The following is a 20,186-nucleotide window of genomic DNA, read 5'->3' as shown; positions in this document are numbered from 1 at the left end:
TCTTCTGCCTACGCAAAAGCGCTGCCGTCTGCCAGTTCTGCGCCATCCATTGTGTCCGCCACTGCGGCGGCAACCAGAACTGCTGCCGAGCCGGCAGCGCCTGCGCTGCTGGCCACTGCAGCAATCAACGAACCGCAATTTTTTGCGATGACCTTTGAATTACCCCTGCGCGAGGCGCGCGACGCTTTTGAGCGGGTGTATTTTGAACACCATCTGGCGCGCGAAGGCGGCAGTATGACGCGGGTGGCCGACAGGACCGGGCTGGAGCGCACCCATCTATACCGAAAACTCAAACAGCTGGGTATCGAATCCGTAAAAGCCGCCCGCAAGCTGCAAGGCGATGCAGTGCTTGAGGTACCGCCGGAACCGAATAGTTGAGCCGAATCGTCGCGTCTGGAGAGTTGAACCTGGAAACGGGTGTTGAGCAGGGGCAAATGCCGGTGTGCGTCACGCTGGTGACTGGCGCAGACGCTGCCGCGCGCGAGGGCGCAATCGCAGCCGCAATCCGGCCCGCAGCCAATTCCACATCCAACGGCAGCATCGCGCTGATCCTGGAAGGCTTCCCGAGCGGCCTGTCGCAGCAAGCCGCCGCGCTCGATCCGCAGCACAACCCCGTTCTGGCGCAAGCGGCCCGCATCGCCCCGGGCTGCCTGTGCTGCGTCGGCAATCTGACGCTGAAGGTGACTCTGAACCGGATCTTGCGGCAGCGGCCGCAGCGCCTGCAGTTTTTATATATCAGTCTGGCCACAGCAACCCATATCGCGCAAGTGCGGGCTTTCCTGAGTCAGCCGCCATACGACCGTCTGCTGCAATTGACCGACGATTTGAATGCCGATTGTTGATTGTTATTTCTGGCCGCTGTAACTGATGGTCAGCGGCGCGTGGTCGGAAAAACGCTCGTCCTTGTAAATTGCCACGCTGCTGGCATTGCCGGCAATGCCGGGCGTGGCGACGTGATAATCGATGCGCCATCCGACGTTTTTGGCCCAGGCCTGGCCGCGATTGCTCCACCAGGTGTATTGCTCGGCGCGGTCGTCGATGGTGCGGTGGACATCGACAAAGCCGATTTCATCGAACAATTGCGTCATCCAGGCCCGTTCCTCGGGCAGGAAGCCGGAATTTTTCCGGTTGCCTTTCCAGTTTTTCAGGTCGATTTCCTGATGCGCGATATTCCAGTCGCCGCAGATCACGCACTCGCGCCCTTCCGCCTTCAAGCCGATCAGATGGGCCTGGAACGCAAGCATGAAGCGGAATTTGGCTTCCTGGCGTTCCGGCGAGGAAGAGCCCGACGGGCAATACAGTGAAATCACCGTCAGAGCGCCGAAGTCGCAGCGCACATAACGGCCTTCGGCGTCGAATTCGGGGTCGCCGAAACCGATCCGCACCGCATCCGGGGCGGTTTTGCTGTAGATGCCGACGCCGGAATACCCTTTTTTTTGTGCGTAATGGAAGTGACCGTGATAGCCGGCCGGCGCCAGCATGTCGGGGCTCATGTCAGCGGCTTGCGCCTTGAGTTCCTGGACGCAGATGAAATCGGCATCCTGTTTTTGCATCCAGTCGAAAAAACCTTTTTTACTGGCGGAGCGGATGCCGTTCAGGTTGGCGGAAATAATGGTCGGCATAAATGTGCAGGCAAGCGTGTTTGGTGAGTGCGCAGAATAACCGAAACACGATAATTTTGCGGCAGAGGAGAGATGGGTTGCGCTATCAATCTGCTGCGATGGCTTTAAAATAGCGTTTTATCGAATTACCTGAATTAATCACTGACGTTTTGTCAGATCACAGTTGCTGAGGATATTTTGAATAATTTACGCCAACAATTTATTGCATTTTCGGTCGATGCCGGGGTGCTGCAATTCGGCCAGTTCGTCACCAAGGCGGGCCGCAACTCGCCGTATTTCTTTAATGCCGGCTTGTTCAACTATGGCCAGACCTTGGGCCAGTTGGCCGAATTCTATGCGCAAACGCTGCTCGATTCCGGGGTCGAATTCGACATGCTGTACGGCCCGGCCTACAAGGGCATTACGCTGGCCTCGGCGACTGCGGTGGCGCTGGCCAAAAAAGGCCGCAACGTACCGTTCGCCTATAACCGCAAGGAAGCCAAGGACCACGGCGAAGGCGGCAGCATCGTCGGCGCTAAATTGCAGGGGCGGGTAGTGATCATCGACGACGTGATTTCGGCCGGCACTTCGGTGCGCGAATCGGTCGAACTGATCCGCGCCGCCGGCGCACAGCCCTGCGCGGTGCTGATCGCGCTCGACCGGATGGAGCGCAGCGGCAGCGACGCTGCGCTGTCCGCACATTCGGCGGTGCAGGAAGTCAGCAGCAACTATGGGATGGAGGTGATCTCGATTGGCAACCTGGACGACTTGCTGGAATATATTTCAGCCGCCGGCGCCAACCCGCAACTGGCGCAATATGCGGACGCCGTGGCAGCTTACCGGCGCCGCTACGGGGTTTGATCCGATTTCACCATCAGTCGTGAATGCGAAAAAAATCACAGCGGCGCATTGAGCTTTTGCTCCAGGTCTTCCAGTTCGATTTCAATCGCGCGGGTGCTGATGGTGATTTCGTAAAAGGAAAAAATCAGCGATAGCAATAGCAAAAAAAGGCTCAGGCCGAAGGCAAGCTGGGCGGCCAGCTCCAGCTGAATGAACACCAGAAACATGGCGACTGCGCACAGGATGAAGCTCATCACGCCGAGCGCCTGCATGCGCCGGATCAGCGTGATGCGGTGGCGCAGATTGGCAATCTGGCGCACCACAAGCGCTTTTTGATCATCTTTTTTGTACTGGCTGTGCAGCTGACGTATCAACTGCGCCAGCACCAGGAAGCGGTTGGTGTAGGCCAGCAACAGCAATGAGATTGCCGGGAACAGCAAGGCGGGCGTGGTCAGGTTCATGGACTGCAATATACATCAATATGTATTTTTTAATACGCAAGAAATACATGCGGTAATCTGCATGTATTTGCCTATACTCCCTGTTTATTCAGAAAGTTTCTGTTTCAGCAGGGCGGTCACTTGGGCTGGATTGGCTTTGCCTTTGGTGGCTTTCATGGCTTGGCCGATCAGCGCGTTAAAGGCCTTTTCCTTGCCGGCGCGGAAATCATCCACCAGCTTGGCGTTGTCGGCCATCACGACGTCGATGATGGTTTCCAGCGCACCGCTGTCCGAGATTTGCTTCAAGCCCTTGGCTTCGATGATGCGGTCGGCGCTGTCGTCGTGTTCCGGACCGGCTTCCCACATCGCCGCAAACACTTCCTTGGCGATCTTGTTGGAAATGGTGTCGTCGGCAATCCGTTGCAACAACAGCGCCACTTGCGCCGCAGATACCGGGCTGGCGGCGATGTCGATGTTGGCGCGCTTCAGGGTCGATGCGACGTCGCCCATCAGCCAGTTGGCGGCTGCTTTGGCTTGTTCCGGGCCGCTCTTGAGGACTACTGCCTCGAAGTAGATTGCCAGCGCTTTCGATTGGGTCAGCACTGCTGCATCGTATTCGAGCAGCGCGTAATCGCGGATCAGGCGTTGGCGCATCGCGTCCGGCAGTTCCGGCATGGTGGCTCTGACGCGCTCGATCCACTCGGGTGCAATCACCAGCGGCGGCAAATCGGGGTCGGGGAAGTAGCGATAATCCTGCGCGTCTTCCTTGCTGCGCATCGAGCGGGTTTCCTTCTGGTCCGGGTCGTACAGCCGGGTTTCCTGCGCCACTCTGCCGCCGTCGCCGATCAATTCGATCTGGCGCCGCACTTCATAGTTGATCGCATCTTCCATGAAACGGAACGAGTTCAGGTTCTTGATTTCGCAGCGGGTGCCGTATTCTTTTTGTCCGAGCGGGCGCACCGAGACGTTGGCATCGCAGCGGAACGAGCCTTCCTGCATGTTGCCGTCGCAAATGCCGAGCCACATTACCAGTGCATGCAGCGACTTGGCGTACGCCACCGCTTCGGCGGCGCTGCGCATGTCGGGTTCGGTGACGATTTCCAGCAGCGGAGTGCCGGCCCGGTTCAGGTCGATGCCGGTCATGCCGTGATAATCCTCGTGCAGCGATTTGCCGGCGTCTTCTTCCAGGTGGGCGCGGGTTAGTTGCACCGAGCGCAACTCGGTCTTGCCGTCCTGTTCCATCATGAAAGGCACGCGGCCGCCTTGTACTACCGGAATCTCGAACTGGCTGATCTGATAGCCTTTTGGCAGGTCGGGATAAAAATAATTCTTACGCGCAAAAATCGATTGCGGCGCAATCGTGGCGCCAATCGCCAGCCCGAACTGGATCGCGCGTTCGACTGCGCCCCGGTTCATCACCGGCAATACGCCGGGCAGCGCCAGATCGACCGGGCAAGCCTGGGTGTTGGGTTCGGCACCGAAACGGGTCGATGCCGCACTGAAAATTTTTGATTGGGTCGAGAGCTGGGCGTGCGTCTCAAGACCGATTACGACTTCCCATTGCATAGTGTCCTTGCTCGCTAAAAAAGCGTCTGTGTCGATTTTTTAAATGTTGGCCGGTGCCCGTTGATGCCAGTCGGTCGCTTGCTGAAACTGGTGGGCGACATTGAGCAACTTGGCTTCGGCAAAATAATTGCCGATGATTTGCAGCCCCACCGGGCGTGTCGCATTCTTTTCGCCCTGGCCGAAACCGCACGGGATCGACATCCCCGGCAAGCCGGCCAGGCTGGTCGACAAGGTGAAGATGTCGGCTAAATAATTAGCGACCGGATCGTCGGTCTTGTCGCCCAGATCCCACGCCACGCTCGGTGCCACCGGCCCCAAGATGACGTCGCATTGCGCAAAGGCGTGCTGGAAGTCTTGCGCGATCAGGCGTCGGATTTTTTGCGCTTGCAGGTAATACGCATCGTAATAGCCGTGGCACAGCACGTAGGAGCCAACCAGAATGCGGCGCTGGACTTCCTCGCCGAAACCTTCGGCGCGGGTTTTTTTGTACATGTCCGACAAGTCCGTGTATTTTTCGGCGCGATGGCCGTAGCGCACGCCGTCGAAACGGGACAGGTTGGACGATGCTTCGGCCGGTGCGATCACGTAATACACCGGAATCGACAGCGCAGTGTTCGGCAGCGAGATATCGACCAAGGTGGCGCCGAGCTTTTCATATTCCTGCAACGCGGTGCGGATCGCTTGTTCGACGTCGGACGCCAGCCCGGCGCCGAAATATTCTTTCGGCAGACCGATGCGCAGGCCTTGCAGCGGTTGATTCAGGTCGCGGCTGTAGTCTTCACGGTCGCCGCCTTTGCCGCATTCGAGGCTGGTCGAGTCGCGCGCATCGAAGCCGGCCATCGTGCTTAACAATAACGCGCAATCTTCGGCCGTCCTGGCCATCGGGCCGGCCTGATCCAGCGAGGAGGCGAAGGCGATCATGCCGAAGCGCGACACCCGGCCGTAGGTCGGTTTGATGCCGGTAATGCCACACAGCGCGGCCGGCTGGCGAATCGAACCGCCGGTATCGGTGCCGGTGGCAGCCGGCGTCAAGCGTGCCGCCAGTGCGGCGGCCGAACCGCCGCTCGATCCGCCTGGTACTGCGCGCTTGTCCCATGGATTTTTGACCGGGCCGAAGAACGAGTTTTCATTGGCGGAGCCCATCGCGAATTCGTCGCAATTGAGCTTGCCCAACGTCACCATGCCGGCGGCATTGCACTGCTCCACCACGCTGGCATCGAACGGGCTGGTGTAATTTTCCAGCATCTTGGAGCCGGCAGTCGAGCGCCAGCCGCGCGTGACGAAAATATCCTTGTGCGCGATCGGAATCCCGGTCAGCGGCGTGGCTTGATTGCTGGCAATGCGCGCGTCGGCGGCTGCCGCCTGCTGCAAGGTCAGCGCTGCATCCACGTGCAGGAAGGCATTCAGATCGCTGCGCCGGATGCGCTCCAGATGCAGCGCCGCCAGTTCGGTGGCGGAAATCTGTTTGGCCTGGAGCAGGGCCGAGAGTTGCTTGATGGTTTTGGTATGCATGAGGTCGGTATTCTTCTAACGTGAAAGTTGCGGTGCGACTCACTTCGCTCTCTCTTAGAGAGTATATTTCATGGACGCAATAAAATTATGCGGAAAATGCCATAAAAATGATGATACTCCTTACTTTTTCGAAATTCATTGTGGCCTGAGGCCGGTCCGCGCGTCTTCCGTAGACGCCGCGTGACATTGATTATTCGATTGATTATTCGATCACTTTGGGCACCAGATACAAGCCATCCTGGATGGCGGGCGCGGCTTTTTGATAATCTTCGCGCCGGTTGGGCTCGGTCGCCACGTCTTCCCGCAGCCGCAGCGCCAGATTTGGCATGTAGGCAGCGATCGGATGGCTCAACGGTTCGATGCCGGTGGTATCGACCGCGCGCATTTGCTCGACCAGCGCAAATATCCCATTGAGCTGCACCAGCGAGGTGGCGGCTTGCGCTTCACTCAGTTCGAGTTGCGCCAGGTGGGCGATACGTTTGACGTCGGAAATGGTTAATGACATGGCTGGCTGGCGCTTGAGTGCGCATGAAAGGATGGGAAAAGTATTTTGGCGGTGCAAAACCGCGTCAAAATTGCGCTATGTGCAATAATTTGCGACCTGAGTTTGGCCTGTGTTCGGCCATGGTTCCACTGAATTATAAGGTAGAATGCCCGGTTAATGCCTTGCTGGCGCGCTCGTAGTATCGCTGCAGGCATATACGACCATCTACAACCACCTCAAAATGCTTAAGCGCACTATTGTTGCGCATCAGGACAATTCATGTTTGGATTTTTACGTAATTATTTTTCGAATGATCTGGCCATCGATCTGGGTACCGCCAACACGTTGATTTACGTGCGTAGCCTGGGTATCGTGCTGGATGAACCGTCGGTGGTCGCGATTCGCCAGGAGGGCGGGCCGAACGGCAAAAAAACCATCATGGCAGTCGGCAAGGAAGCCAAGCAAATGCTGGGCAAAGTGCCCGGCAACATCGAAGCGATTCGTCCGATGAAAGACGGCGTGATCGCCGATTTCACCGTCACCGAGCAAATGCTCAAGCAATTCATCCGCATGGTGCATGACACCAAGTTCTTCAAGCCATCGCCACGCATCATCATTTGCGTGCCCTGCGGCTCAACCCAGGTCGAGCGCCGCGCGATCCGCGAGTCGGCGCTGGGAGCCGGCGCTTCGCAGGTATTTTTGATTGAAGAGCCGATGGCGGCTGCGATCGGTGCCGGCTTGCCGGTGTCGGAAGCGACCGGTTCGATGGTGGTCGATATCGGCGGCGGCACCACCGAAGTCGGCATCATCTCGCTCGGCGGCATGGTCTACAAAGGCTCGATCCGGGTCGGCGGCGACAAATTCGATGAAGCCATCGTCAATTACATCCGGCGCAACTACGGCATGTTGATCGGCGAGCAAACCGCTGAAATGATCAAGAAAACCATCGGCTCGGCTTTCCCGGGCTCGGAAGTCAAGGAAATGGAAGTCAAGGGACGCAACCTGTCGGAAGGCATCCCGCGCTCTTTCACTATTTCCAGCAATGAAATCCTGGAAGCGCTGACGGACCCGCTCAACAATATCGTCTCCGCGGTCAAGAATGCGCTGGAGCAAACACCGCCGGAACTGGGTGCCGATATTGCCGATAAAGGCATGATGCTCACCGGTGGCGGCGCCTTGTTGCGCGACCTCGACCGTCTGCTGATGGAAGAGACCGGCCTGCCAGTCATCGTGGCCGAAGATCCGCTGACCTGCGTGGTGCGCGGCTCCGGCATGGCGCTGGAACGCATGGATAAGTTGGGTTCGATTTTTTCGCACGAATAAACAGTGCGATATTGGTAAGTTGCCAAGGGCGCAATTAAGGTTGGAACTAAGGTTGCAATTACGGTTGCAATTACGGTTGCAGCTGATGTTATGTACAAAAAATTCAGTCCACAAAAGACACGAAAAAACCTTCTCTGCAGCAGTCGAAAGGATGACGTTATGCATTCTTTAGTGTCTTTCGTGGACCAGGTTTTTCATGTCTTGCATGCACCGTGCGTAACATCAGTTAGATTAGATTGATTTGAATGCAATACAGTCCACCGCCACTTTTCAAGCAAGGCGCCTCGGCACGGGTGAAAGTGGTATTTTTCGCATTGATCGCAATCGTCTTGCTAGTGGTCGATTCCAACCTGCGCTCGCTCGGTCTGATTCGCCAGGCGGTTGGCACTGCGCTCTATCCATTGCAGATGGTGGCGCTGATGCCGCGCGATGCCGCATATCGGGTGGGCGAATATTTTTTAACGGTTGCGACGTTGCAAAAAGAAGTCAACGGCTTGCGCTCGCAGCAACTCCAGAATGCCCAGGTAATCCAGCAATCGCAACAACTGATAGCAGAGAACGGCCAGTTGCGCAAACTGATGGCGGCGGCCGAGCGTTTGTTGGTGCAGTCGGTGCTGGCTGAAATTCTGTACGATGCGCGCGATGCTTACAGCCGCAAGATCGTGGTCAACCGTGGCGCACGGCATGGCGTGGCTGCCGGGCAGCCGGTCATCGATGATGTGGGCGTGGTCGGCCAAGTCACGCGGGTATTTCCCTTTACCTCGGAAATCACCTTATTGACGGATCGGGATCAAGCTATTCCCGTGATGATCGTGCGCAATGGCTTGCGCAGCGTGGCGTATGGCCATGGTCAATCCGGGCTGCTTGATTTGCGCTTCATTGCAACCAATGCCGACATCCGGAAGGGGGACGTGCTGACGACTTCCGGCATCGACGGGATTTATCCGGCCGGCTTGTCGGTGGCGCGCGTGGTGCAGGTTGAGAATATATTGAACGATTCTTTCCTGCGCGTGACCAGCGCGCCGCTGGCCGGGATTGGCAACAACAAGCAGTTCCTGATTTTGCTGGCGCAAGCAAAACAGCAGCCCCTTGCTCCGGCAACCGTTGACAAGAGCAAGCAAGTCACCGGCAAGCAAGGACCAGCCAGGCAAGAAAAGGTCAAACCAGACAAGCCCAAGCAAGACACGGGCAAGAAAATTACTGGCAAGCAAGACCAGGCTGGTCCGCAGCGTGCGGTGGCAAACGCAAAAAACCCCGCCAGTGCTGCGCCTAAACACCCGGAATCCACGCAATGAGCCGCCCCCATTACATCCTGTTGCCGGCCAACCCCTGGTTCATCTTTTTCAGCCTGGTCGGGGCATTCCTGCTGAATTTGCAACCGCTGGGCGGCTGGATCGGGATGCCCGATTTCGTCGCGCTGGTGTTGGTATTCTGGAGCATCCACCAGCCGCGCAGGGTGGGTATCGGGGTTGCCTTCTTGATGGGCTTGCTGATGGATGTACACGATGCCGCGCTGCTGGGGGAAAACGCGCTGGCTTATACCTTGCTGTCCTATTTTGCGATCACTATTCACCGCCGCGTGCTGTGGTTTCCCACCCTGTCGCAGATCTGGTACATCCTGCCTTTATTGCTGATGACGCAGCTGGTGCAGATGGTGGTGCAGCTGCTGGTCAGCGGCAAGATGCCCGGCTGGTCGTTTTTCCTGGAAAGCTTTGTTTCAGCTGCCTTGTGGCCGCTGGTGACAGGGCTGTTGCTGGCGCCGCAGCGGCGGTCCATCGACCGGGATGAGACGCGACCGCTGTGAGCATGGAGAATGAAGCGGTGGCGGAAAATGCATGACTGAATTCAAGAACACCGAGCGTGAATTATATTTCTTTCGCCTGCGGCTGACGGTGGCGGGCATCTTCGTACTGGTCTGCTTCGGCTTGTTGTTGTCGCGCTTCCTGTGGTTGCAGGTCTACAGACATGACGATTATGCAGCGCGGGCTGAAAACAACCGGATCTCAATTATCCCGTTGGTGCCCAACCGCGGTTCCATCATGGACCGCAATGGCGTCGTTCTGGCGCACAATTATTCCGCCTATACGCTGGAAATAACACCTTCCAAGCTGGACCGCAAGCTCGACGATGTGATTGACGAGCTGGCAACTTTGATCGATATCCAGAGCAGAGACCGCAAGCGTTTCAGGAAGCTGCTGGATGAATCCAAAAAATTGGGAAGTTTGCCGCTGCGCACCCGGCTCACCGATGAAGAGGTGGCCCGTTTCACCGTGCAGCGTTACCGCTTTGCCGGCGTCGAGATCCAGGCCCGGCCGTTTCGGCAGTATCCGTTAAACGAATCGGCCGCGCACGTGATCGGTTACATCGGCCGCATCAGCCAAAGGGATGCCGATGTCATCGACGATTCGGACGCTGCCGCCAACTATAACGGCACCAGTTACATCGGCAAGAATGGCCTGGAAAAAAGCTATGAGACAGTGCTGCATGGCACCACCGGCTATGAAAAAGTCGAAGTCTCGGCCAGCGGCAAAGCGGTGCGCACCTTGTCCAGAGCGCCGGCCGTGCCCGGCAATAATCTGATCCTGTCGATCGATATGGAGTTGCAGCAAATTGTCGAGCAAGCGTTTGGCGACCGGCGCGGCGCGCTGGTGGCAATCGAGCCCAAAACCGGCGATGTATTGGCCTTCGTATCGCGGCCATCGTTCGATCCGAACCTGTTCGTGGAAGGCATCGACCAGCAAAGCTGGGATGCATTGAACGAGTCGATCGACCGGCCGTTATTCAATCGCCCGCTGGCCGGCACCTATCCGCCGGGCTCAACCTACAAGCCATTCATGGCGCTGGCCGCGCTGGAGCTCGGCAAGCGCACGCCGGAGATGGCGATCCGTGACCCCGGTTATTTCAATCTGGGCAACCATACATTCATGGATGACAAGCCGGGTGGCCACGGCACGGTCGATATGTATAAATCGATCGTGCAGTCGTGCAACACTTACTATTACATGCTGGCCAATGACCTGGGCGTCGACACCATGCACGATTTCATGAAACCGTTCGGTTTTGGTCAACTGACGGGAATCGATCTGGAGCATGAGCGCAGCGGCCTGCTGCCGTCTACTTCGTGGAAACGCACTTCCTACAAAAATGCGGCGCAACAAAAATGGTATGGGGGCGAAACGATTTCGCTTGGCATCGGTCAAGGTTATAACGCGTTTACGCCATTGCAAATAGCGCATGCGGTGGCCAACCTGGCCAACAATGGAGTGGTAATGAAGCCGCATCTGGTCAAGATGGTGGAGAATGCGCGCACCCGCGAGCGCACCCTGACCGTGCCCAAGGAAAGCTACCGCATCAAGCTGGCGCAGAAAAATATCGACTTCATCAAGCGGGCCATGGTGGGCGTTACGCATGAAGGCACGTCCTCGCGGGTGTTTGCCAATGCCGGCTATGAATCGGGCGGCAAGACCGGCACCGCGCAGGTTACCGGGATGAAAAAAAACGAGAAATACGATGCCAAAACGAGGGCGGAACGTTTGCTCGACCATTCGCTGTATACGGCTTTTGCGCCGGCTGACCAGCCGCGCATTGCGATTGCCGTGATTGTCGAAAACGGCGGCTTCGGGGCTGCTGTTGCGGCTCCCATCGTCAAAAAGGCGCTCGATTATTATCTGCTGGACAAGCGGCCGCAAGACCCGTCGAATCCGGTTATTGCCAGCGGCAAGCGCGCGGCCCCGAAACCGAACCCGCAGCCAGCATCTGCCGACAGCGCAAAACTGGCGGCGAGCGAGCCCCACCTTCACGAGGACTAATGATGGATATTCACCCACGGCCGCAGTCGCTGCCCGCGCATCATGCTTGAGAAGCGCCACCCATGGCAGGTCGTCAAGCCATTCCTGAACGTATTCGACGGGCCGCTGGCGTTGATCGTATTCCTGATCGTGGCGACCGGAATCGTCACCGTGTATTCGGCCGGCATCGATTTCCCGGGCCGGATTGAAGATCATCTGCGCAACATCCTGATTGCGTTTGGCGTGCTATGGGTGGCCGCCACCATCCCACCGCAAACGCTGATGCGCGTTGCAGTGCCGGTGTATACATTGGGCATTACCTTGTTGGTGGCGGTGGCTGTATTCGGCCTGGTGAAGAAGGGTGCGCGGCGCTGGATCGATCTCGGCGTGGTGATCCAGCCGTCCGAGATCATGAAAATTGCGATGCCGCTGATGCTGGCCTGGTTCTTCCAGAAACGCGAAGGCAGGGTGCACTGGCGCGAGTTCCTGATTGCCGGCCTGTTGCTGATAGTCCCGGTCGGCCTGATCGTCAAGCAGCCCGATCTGGGAACGGCGGTACTGGTGCTGGCAGCCGGGTTTTATGTAATTTTCCTGGCCGGGCTGTCGTGGAAAGTGCTGCTTGGGCTAGTTCTGGCGGTTAGCGCCAGCCTGCCGGTGGTCTGGACTCTGTTGCACGATTATCAGCGTGCGCGCGTGATGATGCTGATCGATCCGACGCTGGACCCGCTGGGCAAGGGCTTTCATATCATCCAGTCAACCATCGCGGTCGGCTCCGGCGGCATCCATGGCAAGGGCTGGCTGCACGGCACGCAGTCGCATCTGGAATTCATTCCGGAGCGCACTACCGATTTCATCTTTGCGGTCTTTTCCGAAGAATTCGGCTTGATCGGCAATATCTTCCTGCTGAGCCTGTATGCGCTGCTGGTAATCCGCGGCCTGATGATCGCCGCCAATGCGCCGACCTTGTTCGCGCGCCTGCTGGCGGGGGCGATTACGCTGATCTTCTTCACCTATGCGTTCGTCAACATGGGTATGGTCAGTGGTATCCTGCCGGTGGTGGGCGTGCCGCTGCCGCTGATGAGTTACGGCGGCACCGCGATGGTGACGCTGGGGCTGGGCGCCGGCATTCTGATGAGCATCCAGCGCCACCGCAAGCTGATTCAAACCTGAAGCGGGTTTTGCAGCACCGGCACGAAGCTGCAAAAGCACCTGTCATTTATTGAATTTAATAGGAGTATAGCTAAAATTACATGCTTTTCCGCAAGTATTTTGTACATATTAAAAAATACAATGCGTAGTATAAATATTCCGGGGAAGCTTCAAAACGGCCGGCAATGGTTCGCGCAGCGCGCGTGAGCAATCGCCGGCGATTCAATCTAACGCCATCAGGAGCTCATGATGCAGTTCGGCAAATATCCCCCAGTCAGGCTGGCAAACCTCCAATATGGCGTGATGCTGTTATCGGCATCGCTGTTGTGGGGCTGCAGCAGTCTGCCGAAGACGTCAGTGCCGGCTTCGGCCCAGTCCGGCGTTGCCGCCAAGAAGCTCCATCCGAAGCGCACTGCGCTTCCCACCCTGCCGGCTGCCGGTTCCGGCCGCGGCGGTTATTACCAGGACGATGGCCCGGGCGCCAACCCGCCAGACGACCTGCATGCATTGCCGGACGCCGAGCCGAAAGTCGAGCCTTATTCCACCCGGGGCAACCGGCCATATGTGGTGTTCGGCCAGACCTATACGCCAATCACGGAAGACGTCCCGTTGCGCCAGCGCGGCATCGGCAGCTGGTACGGCAAGAAATTTCACGGCCAGAAAACTTCTTCCGGCGAACTGTACGACATGTACCAGATGACGGCAGCGCATCCAACCTTGCCGATTCCGTCTTACGCGCGGGTCACCAATCAGGTCAACGGCAAGCAGGTGATCGTGCGTGTCAACGACCGCGGCCCGTTCCTTTCCAGCCGCATCATCGACCTGTCGTATGCTGCCGCGCTGAAGCTGGGCTATCTGGACAAGGGCAGCAGCCAACTGGAAGTCGAGCGTTTGCTGCCGGACGATATTGCCCGCATCCAGAGCGAAAAATCGAGTGAGCCGCAGCTACTGGCAGCGTCATTGCTGCAGACGCAGCCGGCAGCAATGGCAACCGCTGAACGGGGCGCAAATGGAGCGGATAACGGTTTTTATTTGCAGCTGGGCGCTTATGGCCAAGCCTATAACGCGCATTCGATGCGCAGCCAGCTGACGCAGAACTGGGCCGGTACCTTGCAGCCGATCGAAGTAGTGCAGGCCGGTGCGCTGTATCGCCTGTATAGCGGGCCGTATATGAACCTCACCGCGGCGCAGCAGGCGGCGCAAAAAATGCAATCCTCCGGCGCCGCCATGCCGTTCATCGTGCAGCGCTGAATGTTGCAACTGCGGGCGCTACTGCCGTGCATCGCCAAATCGGGCGAAATTATTCTAATTAGCCGCCGGTGGCATCAATGTCCGCCAGGCATTCCTGCCCTCTTGGCGTGATGTCGAACCCGCCCGACTCTAGCCCGGGAATGATGTAGCCTTTTTTACTATGGAAGGTGACGACATCGGCCTCCAGCTTGGCGAGCGGGTCTGTCGATACCGCGCGCAGGGCGTCGATGCAGCGCTGGGCAAACAGTGTTTTTTGTCCTTTCTCGGTCAGCGTCAGGCTGCCGTCTTTTCCATGTGCAATATATTTCAGACCGGTAAGGCGCTTGGCGTTTCTTGCCACGCACGCGCTTGGCTTGGTGAACTTGGGCATCTTGCTGACTTGTCCAAGCGCGTCAAATTCATCTTTTGTCAAACGATGGTTCATTGCGATTTCCTATGAGAGAGTTTTCTGTACTGCTGTTTGCCTTGACCAGCCGTGCCCATGAATATACTGGTCTTGTTAAGAGACTTCCAAAACGAAGTGGTTCTTGTAGGAGCGCACCCGGGCGCGAAAGCAGTCGCCAGACTGCAGCCGTCGGTCGCGCCCGGGTGCGCTCCTACAAAAGCGCACTATTTTGTTCTTGATTGTCTTGATTGCCATGCCGGCGGGATAGTAATTAAACCGGAAGCATTCCGGACGGCTGCGCTTACTCCGCTTTTATGCCCAATGCCAGTTCATACAGCGCATTTTTCTTGTGGCCGGTGATTTGCGCGGCCAGCGTTGCGGCTTGTTTGACGGTGCATTCCGCCAGCAGGATGCGCAACACGCGCTCGGCCTCGGCGTCATCCGCTTCGGCGGCGGGCGGCGCGCCTTCCAGCAGCAGCACGAATTCGCCCTTCTGATGATGCGCGTCCTGCGCCACCCAGGCGCTGGCGTCCGCCAATCGGCAACGATGGATTTCCTCGAATAACTTGGTCAATTCCCGGGCGAACACGATTTGACGCGTTCCCTCAAACGCCGCCGCCAGCGCATCGACCGCCGCGCTGATGCGGTGCGGCGCTTCGTAAAATATCAGAGTCGCGGCAGTAGTGCGCAGCAATTCCAGCGCGGCGTCCCGTTGCTTGGCCTTGGCCGGCAGGAAGCCGACAAAGTGGAACTGGTCGCAGACCAGGCCGCTGGCCGACAGGGCGGCGATGGCGGCCGATGGGCCGGGCAAAGGCATCACGCGCAAGCCGGCGGCGCGCACCGCATCGACGATGCGCGCGCCCGGGTCGGAAACGGCCGGGGTGCCGGCGTCCGACACCAGCGCGATGCGCTCACCGGCTTGCAGGCGCGCTATCAGTTTTTCAGCGACTTCGCGCTCGTTATGCTGATGGGCGGCAATCAGGCTTTTCGACAAGCCGTAGCGCGTCAGCAAGTGGCCGGTATTGCGGGTGTCTTCGCAGGCCACCGCGTCCACCAGCGCCAGCACATGCAAGGCGCGCAGCGTGATGTCGGCGAAGTTTCCGATCGGTGTTGCCAGCACATATAATGTGGAGGCGGGATACACTTGGCGCGCCACTTCATCCATCAGTGGCAAAGCGACCGGGGCATTATTGGAAACAGGATTCATGAGGAGTGGTCGATGTCGTGCAAATGGATAAAAATGCTGCTGTTGTGCAGTGTGCTGGCGGGCTGCAGCAGCGTCAGTCTGGCCCCGATATTTGACCGGTGCGGCGCAGCGGATGCATTGTGCGCGCCTGTGCCGGCAAATACAACCATGCCGAGGGCGTCAGCGACAGCGCCTGCCGACGCCGGGCTCCAGTCTTGGCCCGGGGCACAAACCAGCAGCGTGGCGCCGCCGGATGTGGCGGTATTCATGCCGGAAAAACCTATGCCGGAAAAACCTATGCCGGAAAAACCGCTCGCGACGCGCATCGCGCTGTTGTTGCCGCTACGCTCCGAAACCCTGGGCACAGCGGCTGAGGCGGTGCGCGCCGGTTTCATGGCGGCGTATGCGCGCGAGCAGGAAGGCGTCACCGTCACTGTGATCGCTAGCGACGATGTGGCGGCGCACACGCTGTCGGCTTATCTGGATGCGCAAGCCAGCCAGGATGTGATCGTCGGCCCGCTGTCGCGCGGCGGGGTAGCGGCCATCGCGCAAAGCGGTGCGGTGCATATTCCCACCATCGTGCTGAACCAGCCAGTGCAGGAGGGGGCGGCGCCCTTACCGCCGAAAATGCTGGCGATGGGATTGTCGGTCGAAGATGAAGCACGCCAGGTGGCGCGCTGGGCCAGCCTGGAGCATCCCGGCGCCAACGCCTTTGTGGTCGGCACGAATATCGCGTGGCAACATCGTGCCGCCAAGGCCTTTGCGGCAGAGTGGCAGCGCCTGGGCCTGTCGTCGCAATCAATGGAGCTGGGCCTGGTTGACGGTTACCTGAGCGCGAATGGCATGGGGCAGTTGCGTAGCCGGCTGCAGCACGAACAGCCGGCGCTGTTGTTCGTGTCGATGGATGCCGGCCTGACCAGACAATTGCGGCAGGCAATCGGCACCGAAATTCCGGTCTACGGCACCTCGCAACTCAACCCATTGCTTGTGCCCAATAGCCCGGACAGGCCAGTCGATCCTCTGATCGAAGGGTTGCATCTGGTGGATATGCCGTGGCAACTGCAACCCGACCATCCGGCAGTGATGGCTTACCCGCGCCTGGTCACGGGCGCCGACCAGAAAAGCAATCCGGATCTGGAACGGCTGTATGCGCTGGGGATCGACGCCTTCCGTGTGGCCCGTGAAATCGCTGCCGCCCACGAACAATTCGAAATCGACGGCGTGACTGGCCGGCTGGCGGTGACTTTCGGCCCCGGCAGCGCCAGTTTCAAACGTATTACGCCACAAGCGGTGTATCAGGACGGGACGGCGCTGCTGCTGCCAGGCGTGCGCTAACGGCCATGGCGAATACCACCAAAATTCAGGAAAGAGTCATGGCCGCCCTCCCTTGCAGGGCGCACATTTGCTTGCAAGCAAATGCCGTTCAGCAGGCGGACAGCAGGCTGCCCGAAACCCCTGCCTCACCTCCCAGCCTCTCTCCCGCAAGCGGGAGAGAGGAGCGAAGTGAGCCGCTACGCGACTTTCACGTTAAGCAATGAGCCTGTTCGATACGCTGCCCCGGCAGTCCGGCGCCAACCGGCGCCGGACTGCGCAGCAAATCAAGGGCCAGGCCGGCGAGGATGCGGCGCTGACTTATTTGTTGGCGCAGGGGCTGACGCTGTTGCAGCGCAATTTTCTCTGCAAGGGCGGCGAGATCGACCTCGTCATGCAGGAGGGCCAGGTGCTGGTCTTTGTCGAAGTACGCCGGCGCGCCAATCTGCGACACGGCGGTGCCGCCGCCAGCGTGACGCCCAGCAAACAGGCGCGTCTGATTATTGCGGCGCAAATTTATTTGCAACGTTACCGGATGCCGCCGGCCTGCCGTTTCGACGTGATCGCGATCGATGGCGAACAGTTAGAATGGCTGCGCAATGCCATCGATACCTAATCCGATTCCAATCACTGCTCTATAATTCCGACATGATGACAAACCAACGAATTCTCGACCACTTCCACGAAAGCGCCGAGCTCAAGATGCAGGCCGCAGCCCAGTTGGCGGAGCCGATTGCGCAAGCCGTCGAGCTGATGTTCATGGCGCTGTCCAATGGCAACAAAATCCTGGCGTGCGGCAATGGCGGCTCGGCTGCCGATTGCCAGCATTTTGCGGCCGAACTGGTGGGCCGTTTCGAGCGCGAACGCTTGCCCTTGCCGGCGCTGGCGCTGACTACCGATAGTTCGATTTTGACTGCGGTTGGGAACGATTATGGCTATCGCGACATCTATTCCAAGCAAGTGCAGGCTTTCGGCCAGTCCGGCGACGTCCTGCTGGCGATATCCACCTCGGGCAATTCAGCCAATGTGATAGCCGCAATCGAGGCCGCCATGGAGCGCGACATGCGCATCGTGGCGTTGACCGGCAAAGACGGCGGCGCCATCGGCCGGCAGATCGGCGATGCGGACGTGCATATTTGCGTGCCGCATGAGCGCACCGCGCGGATTCAGGAAGTCCATTTGTTGACGATTCATTGTTTGTGCGACGGTATCGATGTCGCACTATTTGGGGGGGATGGTAATGATTGAGCAGCAAAAGAATTTACAGCCGCGTTGGCAGCAACGCTGGCAGCAAATCAGGCGTCCGCTGGCCGCAGCCGTATTGTGCACCAGCGTGCTGGTCAGCTTGCAGGGCTGTGTCGGGATGATGGTCGGCGGCGCGGTGGTGGGGACGCTGGCGGCGACCGACCGGCGCACGCTCGGCGCGCAAACCGAAGACAAGGCGATCGTCGTCAAAGGCGAACTGCGCATCCCGGCTCTGGTGGGCGACGCCGGGCATGTCAATATAACCAGCTTTAACCGCCGGGTGCTGCTCACCGGCGAAGTGCGCGACGCGCAAATGAAAGCCGCAGTCGAACGCGAAGCACAACAGATCGAAGGCGCCAAAGGGGTGGTCAATGAACTGGCAATCGCCGGCCCGGCGAGCTTTACTTCCCGCGCCAACGACAGCCTGATCACCGGCAAGATCAAGGCCTCCTTCGTCGACGCCAAGGACATGTACGCCAATTCGGTCAAAGTGGTTACCGAGCGCGGCAACGTCTACCTGATGGGACGCGTCACCCAGCGCGAAAGCGCGCTTGCCGGCAGTATCGCCAGCGGCGTGGCCGGCGTGCAAAAAGTGGTGAAAATATTCGACTACATTTCCGAAGACGAGCTGAGTTCGTTATCGAATCAGCCGGAGGCTGCAAACTAGCAGCTTGCCGGCAACTGTGGCGGCCACCGGTGCGCCGCAGGATCTTCATAATGACGTCACGTAACTGTCACGTAACTACCGATAGCACTGGATAAATATCTGATGGAATCCCCTGACAAAAAGCGCACCTGGCTCGGCGTGTTCGCCCTCGTTGCGGTGCTGGCGATCGCGATTGCCGGCTACTTTTCACTAGCCACGCGCAGCGCAGCGCCGGAAGTCACCTACACCAGCCTGTCCGGGGAAAAGATCACTTCCCAGAGTTTGCGCGGCAAGGTGGTGATGGTGAATTTTTGGGCTACCTCATGCGTCACCTGCATCAAGGAAATGCCTGATATGGTCAAGACTTACAACAAATTCCAAGGTCAGGGGCTCGAATTCATCGCCGTCGCGATGAGCTATGACCCGCCGAATTATGTGTTGAACTACGCCAAAACCCGCAACCTGCCGTTTAAAGTCGCGCTCGATACCGATGGTGCGGCGGCCAAGGCATTCGGCGACATCAAGCTGACCCCGACCACCTTCGTGATCGACAAAGAAGGCAATATCCTCAAGCGTTATGTCGGCGAACCCGACTTTGCCGAACTGCATCAACTGCTGGGCAAAGCGCTGGCGGCCTGATTGCACTACTGAAGTTATTAAAAAAGCGGCAAAGGGGCGCTTTTTTGTTGCCCATTTAAATATATACAAGCCCCTGTAATTTTCATTACCGAATAACATATATGCGGTAAATGCCTATATTTTTGGCATACTCCACCTATTTTTAAGTAGTCGCAGCTACTCAGCCGGCAAGGCGAGGACTGTTTGATCCCCTCTCCCACTTGTGGGAGAGGGTTAGGGAGAGGGTCTTAGCAAACATTCCGGCCGCGTTATATGGCAATGCAATCAAGGTTGAGCCTTGTTTTGACCACCTTGCTTATTGCGAGCACCCTCTCCCCGGCCCTCTCCCGCAAGCGGGAGAGGGGGATACCCATAGCGGACTGAATAATTACAAGTAGTTCGGAATAGCCTGAAGTCATAGGGCAAAGCAAAACCCGCCTATCTGAAAGCAGCCAGGCGGCTTGATGATTACAAACGTCGCGTTTACTTTTTTTCGCCGCTGGCGTCGGGCGTGGAGTGGCTATTCGCCTGGCCTGGTAGTGGCATCGAAGATGTCTCCTGTTGCTTGCTTAATTCCTTCGGATCGGCTTGCGTCGGGCCGCTGGCGTCGCCGCTGCCGGTCGCGGCGCCTGATGCGGCTGGCGGCATCTGTGCATCTGGCCGCGGCGCGGTGTTTTCAGGAGCGGCGATGGAGCCGCTGGTTCCGCCGAGGGTTGGGGCAGGCGGGGTTTCTGCCTTTTTACAACCGATCAGCAGAGTCGCGAGAAAAGCGGAGACAAGAACGGAACGTGTAAAAGACATATCAACCTCCTATCATATGGGATGGTCATCCCATTGTAAT

The 20,186-nt window shown here is 58.3% G+C and carries 22 protein-coding genes and 1 pseudogene; 14 read left to right on the top strand and 9 right to left on the bottom strand.

All coding sequences use genetic code 11. The annotated features are described in order from the left end of the window. Nucleotides 1-153: 153 nt before the first annotated feature. Nucleotides 154-378, top strand: a pseudogene (locus KGFNPO_RS16270) (helix-turn-helix domain-containing protein); the annotation flags it as partial. After that, nucleotides 375-842 carry a GTPase gene (locus KGFNPO_RS16265; protein WP_472632271.1) on the top strand — a complete coding sequence of 156 codons (468 nt, stop codon included), beginning with the start codon at nucleotides 375-377 and terminating at the stop codon, nucleotides 840-842. The pseudogene KGFNPO_RS16270 and the gene KGFNPO_RS16265, both read left to right, overlap by 4 nt. A gap of 3 nt (nucleotides 843-845) precedes the next feature. Here KGFNPO_RS16265 and KGFNPO_RS16260 read toward each other — a convergent pair whose 3' ends face one another. Then, the gene (locus KGFNPO_RS16260; protein ID WP_472632270.1) at nucleotides 846-1,622 is read right to left on the bottom strand and encodes an exodeoxyribonuclease III; all 777 of its coding nucleotides are present in this window, start codon (nucleotides 1,620-1,622) and stop codon (nucleotides 846-848) included. A 177-nt stretch (nucleotides 1,623-1,799) separates the two neighbouring features. Between KGFNPO_RS16260 and pyrE the strand changes: the two genes are divergently transcribed. Next, nucleotides 1,800-2,462, top strand: coding sequence for an orotate phosphoribosyltransferase (gene pyrE, locus KGFNPO_RS16255; protein WP_472632269.1), 663 nt, complete (start codon nucleotides 1,800-1,802; stop codon nucleotides 2,460-2,462). Nucleotides 2,463-2,497: 35 nt separating this feature from the next. Here the strand turns inward: pyrE and KGFNPO_RS16250 are convergent, their stop codons facing one another. The 4 genes from KGFNPO_RS16250 to gatC form a co-directional block, all read right to left on the bottom strand. Next, nucleotides 2,498-2,902, bottom strand: coding sequence for a DUF2721 domain-containing protein (locus tag KGFNPO_RS16250; RefSeq protein ID WP_472632268.1), 405 nt, complete (start codon nucleotides 2,900-2,902; stop codon nucleotides 2,498-2,500). Between the two features lie 84 nt (nucleotides 2,903-2,986). Further along, the gene (gatB, locus tag KGFNPO_RS16245) at nucleotides 2,987-4,447 is read right to left on the bottom strand and encodes an Asp-tRNA(Asn)/Glu-tRNA(Gln) amidotransferase subunit GatB (protein ID WP_472632267.1); all 1,461 of its coding nucleotides are present in this window, start codon (nucleotides 4,445-4,447) and stop codon (nucleotides 2,987-2,989) included. Nucleotides 4,448-4,486: 39 nt separating this feature from the next. After that, entirely contained in the window at nucleotides 4,487-5,959 is a 1,473-nt protein-coding gene (gene gatA / locus KGFNPO_RS16240; RefSeq protein ID WP_472632266.1) for an Asp-tRNA(Asn)/Glu-tRNA(Gln) amidotransferase subunit GatA, read from the bottom strand. Between the two features lie 202 nt (nucleotides 5,960-6,161). After that, on the bottom strand, nucleotides 6,162-6,464 hold the full coding sequence (gene gatC, locus KGFNPO_RS16235) for an Asp-tRNA(Asn)/Glu-tRNA(Gln) amidotransferase subunit GatC (RefSeq protein ID WP_472632265.1): 303 nt from the start codon (nucleotides 6,462-6,464) through the stop codon (nucleotides 6,162-6,164). 258 nt (nucleotides 6,465-6,722) lie between these two features. On the opposite strand from gatC, the gene KGFNPO_RS16230 reads away from it, so the two are divergent. From KGFNPO_RS16230 to KGFNPO_RS16205, 6 genes are all read left to right on the top strand, one after another. Further along, a complete protein-coding gene (locus KGFNPO_RS16230; protein ID WP_472613909.1) occupies nucleotides 6,723-7,766 on the top strand; it encodes a rod shape-determining protein in 1,044 nt (347 codons plus the stop codon). Nucleotides 7,767-8,011: 245 nt separating this feature from the next. Then, nucleotides 8,012-9,061: a rod shape-determining protein MreC gene (gene mreC, locus KGFNPO_RS16225; RefSeq protein WP_472632264.1), complete on the top strand. Its 1,050-nt coding sequence runs from the start codon at nucleotides 8,012-8,014 to the stop codon at nucleotides 9,059-9,061. Then, nucleotides 9,058-9,570: a rod shape-determining protein MreD gene (mreD, locus tag KGFNPO_RS16220; RefSeq protein WP_472632263.1), complete on the top strand. Its 513-nt coding sequence runs from the start codon at nucleotides 9,058-9,060 to the stop codon at nucleotides 9,568-9,570. Before mreC ends, mreD begins: the two co-directional genes overlap by 4 nt. Nucleotides 9,571-9,601: 31 nt before the next feature. Next, complete coding sequence (gene mrdA / locus KGFNPO_RS16215; RefSeq protein ID WP_472632262.1) at nucleotides 9,602-11,575, top strand: penicillin-binding protein 2; 1,974 nt, start codon at nucleotides 9,602-9,604, stop codon at nucleotides 11,573-11,575. Between the two features lie 42 nt (nucleotides 11,576-11,617). Then, nucleotides 11,618-12,724: a rod shape-determining protein RodA gene (rodA, locus tag KGFNPO_RS16210; RefSeq protein ID WP_472632261.1), complete on the top strand. Its 1,107-nt coding sequence runs from the start codon at nucleotides 11,618-11,620 to the stop codon at nucleotides 12,722-12,724. Nucleotides 12,725-12,952: 228 nt separating this feature from the next. Continuing rightward, complete coding sequence (locus KGFNPO_RS16205; protein ID WP_472632260.1) at nucleotides 12,953-13,954, top strand: septal ring lytic transglycosylase RlpA family protein; 1,002 nt, start codon at nucleotides 12,953-12,955, stop codon at nucleotides 13,952-13,954. Nucleotides 13,955-14,012: 58 nt separating this feature from the next. Here KGFNPO_RS16205 and KGFNPO_RS16200 read toward each other — a convergent pair whose 3' ends face one another. The 3 genes from KGFNPO_RS16200 to KGFNPO_RS16190 all read right to left on the bottom strand — a co-directional run bounded on the left by KGFNPO_RS16200 (nucleotide 14,013) and on the right by KGFNPO_RS16190 (nucleotide 15,794). Further along, on the bottom strand, nucleotides 14,013-14,378 hold the full coding sequence (locus tag KGFNPO_RS16200; RefSeq protein ID WP_472632259.1) for a helix-turn-helix domain-containing protein: 366 nt from the start codon (nucleotides 14,376-14,378) through the stop codon (nucleotides 14,013-14,015). A gap of 262 nt (nucleotides 14,379-14,640) precedes the next feature. Then, nucleotides 14,641-15,546, bottom strand: a complete 906-nt coding sequence (gene rsmI / locus KGFNPO_RS16195; protein WP_472632258.1) for a 16S rRNA (cytidine(1402)-2'-O)-methyltransferase — start codon at nucleotides 15,544-15,546, stop codon at nucleotides 14,641-14,643. Beyond that, on the bottom strand, nucleotides 15,543-15,794 hold the full coding sequence (locus tag KGFNPO_RS16190) for a hypothetical protein (protein WP_472632257.1): 252 nt from the start codon (nucleotides 15,792-15,794) through the stop codon (nucleotides 15,543-15,545). Before KGFNPO_RS16190 ends, rsmI begins: the two co-directional genes overlap by 4 nt. Here KGFNPO_RS16190 and KGFNPO_RS16185 point away from each other — a divergent pair. The 5 genes from KGFNPO_RS16185 to KGFNPO_RS16165 all read left to right on the top strand — a co-directional run bounded on the left by KGFNPO_RS16185 (nucleotide 15,793) and on the right by KGFNPO_RS16165 (nucleotide 19,366). Then, on the top strand, nucleotides 15,793-16,860 hold the full coding sequence (locus KGFNPO_RS16185) for a penicillin-binding protein activator (RefSeq protein ID WP_472632256.1): 1,068 nt from the start codon (nucleotides 15,793-15,795) through the stop codon (nucleotides 16,858-16,860). The genes KGFNPO_RS16190 and KGFNPO_RS16185 overlap by 2 nt on opposite strands. A 199-nt stretch (nucleotides 16,861-17,059) precedes the next feature. Beyond that, nucleotides 17,060-17,452 carry a YraN family protein gene (locus tag KGFNPO_RS16180; RefSeq protein ID WP_472632255.1) on the top strand — a complete coding sequence of 131 codons (393 nt, stop codon included), beginning with the start codon at nucleotides 17,060-17,062 and terminating at the stop codon, nucleotides 17,450-17,452. A 35-nt stretch (nucleotides 17,453-17,487) separates the two neighbouring features. Beyond that, nucleotides 17,488-18,084, top strand: coding sequence for a phosphoheptose isomerase (locus tag KGFNPO_RS16175; protein WP_472632254.1), 597 nt, complete (start codon nucleotides 17,488-17,490; stop codon nucleotides 18,082-18,084). After that, a complete protein-coding gene (locus KGFNPO_RS16170; RefSeq protein WP_472632253.1) occupies nucleotides 18,077-18,748 on the top strand; it encodes a BON domain-containing protein in 672 nt (223 codons plus the stop codon). Before KGFNPO_RS16175 ends, KGFNPO_RS16170 begins: the two co-directional genes overlap by 8 nt. Before the next feature lie 102 nt (nucleotides 18,749-18,850). Next, the gene (locus KGFNPO_RS16165; protein ID WP_472632252.1) at nucleotides 18,851-19,366 is read left to right on the top strand and encodes a TlpA disulfide reductase family protein; all 516 of its coding nucleotides are present in this window, start codon (nucleotides 18,851-18,853) and stop codon (nucleotides 19,364-19,366) included. 462 nt (nucleotides 19,367-19,828) lie between these two features. Here the strand turns inward: KGFNPO_RS16165 and KGFNPO_RS16160 are convergent, their stop codons facing one another. Next, nucleotides 19,829-20,146 carry a hypothetical protein gene (locus KGFNPO_RS16160; RefSeq protein WP_472632251.1) on the bottom strand — a complete coding sequence of 106 codons (318 nt, stop codon included), beginning with the start codon at nucleotides 20,144-20,146 and terminating at the stop codon, nucleotides 19,829-19,831. Between the last annotated feature and the right edge of the window lie 40 nt (nucleotides 20,147-20,186).

The organism is Gelidimonas diazotrophica (assembly GCF_055694025.1).
Note: the sequence above shows the minus strand (reverse complement) of the source record. Positions and strands in the feature narration are given on the sequence as shown.

Excerpts from the sequence above, each read along its gene's own strand:
- KGFNPO_RS16260 (WP_472632270.1), bottom strand. The coding sequence starts at position 1,622 with ATGCCGACCATTATTTCCGCCAACCTGAACGGCATCCGCTCCGCCAGT.
- KGFNPO_RS16250 (WP_472632268.1), bottom strand. The coding sequence starts at position 2,902 with ATGAACCTGACCACGCCCGCCTTGCTGTTCCCGGCAATCTCATTGCTG.
- gatB (WP_472632267.1), bottom strand. The coding sequence starts at position 4,447 with ATGCAATGGGAAGTCGTAATCGGTCTTGAGACGCACGCCCAGCTCTCG.
- gatA (WP_472632266.1), bottom strand. The coding sequence starts at position 5,959 with ATGCATACCAAAACCATCAAGCAACTCTCGGCCCTGCTCCAGGCCAAA.
- gatC (WP_472632265.1), bottom strand. The coding sequence starts at position 6,464 with ATGTCATTAACCATTTCCGACGTCAAACGTATCGCCCACCTGGCGCAA.
- KGFNPO_RS16230 (WP_472613909.1), top strand. The coding sequence starts at position 6,723 with ATGTTTGGATTTTTACGTAATTATTTTTCGAATGATCTGGCCATCGAT.
- mreC (WP_472632264.1), top strand. The coding sequence starts at position 8,012 with ATGCAATACAGTCCACCGCCACTTTTCAAGCAAGGCGCCTCGGCACGG.
- mreD (WP_472632263.1), top strand. The coding sequence starts at position 9,058 with ATGAGCCGCCCCCATTACATCCTGTTGCCGGCCAACCCCTGGTTCATC.
- mrdA (WP_472632262.1), top strand. The coding sequence starts at position 9,602 with ATGACTGAATTCAAGAACACCGAGCGTGAATTATATTTCTTTCGCCTG.
- rodA (WP_472632261.1), top strand. The coding sequence starts at position 11,618 with ATGCTTGAGAAGCGCCACCCATGGCAGGTCGTCAAGCCATTCCTGAAC.
- KGFNPO_RS16205 (WP_472632260.1), top strand. The coding sequence starts at position 12,953 with ATGCAGTTCGGCAAATATCCCCCAGTCAGGCTGGCAAACCTCCAATAT.
- KGFNPO_RS16200 (WP_472632259.1), bottom strand. The coding sequence starts at position 14,378 with ATGAACCATCGTTTGACAAAAGATGAATTTGACGCGCTTGGACAAGTC.
- rsmI (WP_472632258.1), bottom strand. The coding sequence starts at position 15,546 with ATGAATCCTGTTTCCAATAATGCCCCGGTCGCTTTGCCACTGATGGAT.
- KGFNPO_RS16185 (WP_472632256.1), top strand. The coding sequence starts at position 15,793 with ATGCCGGAAAAACCTATGCCGGAAAAACCTATGCCGGAAAAACCGCTC.
- KGFNPO_RS16190 (WP_472632257.1), bottom strand. The coding sequence starts at position 15,794 with ATGAATACCGCCACATCCGGCGGCGCCACGCTGCTGGTTTGTGCCCCG.
- KGFNPO_RS16180 (WP_472632255.1), top strand. The coding sequence starts at position 17,060 with ATGAGCCTGTTCGATACGCTGCCCCGGCAGTCCGGCGCCAACCGGCGC.
- KGFNPO_RS16175 (WP_472632254.1), top strand. The coding sequence starts at position 17,488 with ATGACAAACCAACGAATTCTCGACCACTTCCACGAAAGCGCCGAGCTC.
- KGFNPO_RS16170 (WP_472632253.1), top strand. The coding sequence starts at position 18,077 with ATGATTGAGCAGCAAAAGAATTTACAGCCGCGTTGGCAGCAACGCTGG.
- KGFNPO_RS16165 (WP_472632252.1), top strand. The coding sequence starts at position 18,851 with ATGGAATCCCCTGACAAAAAGCGCACCTGGCTCGGCGTGTTCGCCCTC.
- KGFNPO_RS16160 (WP_472632251.1), bottom strand. The coding sequence starts at position 20,146 with ATGTCTTTTACACGTTCCGTTCTTGTCTCCGCTTTTCTCGCGACTCTG.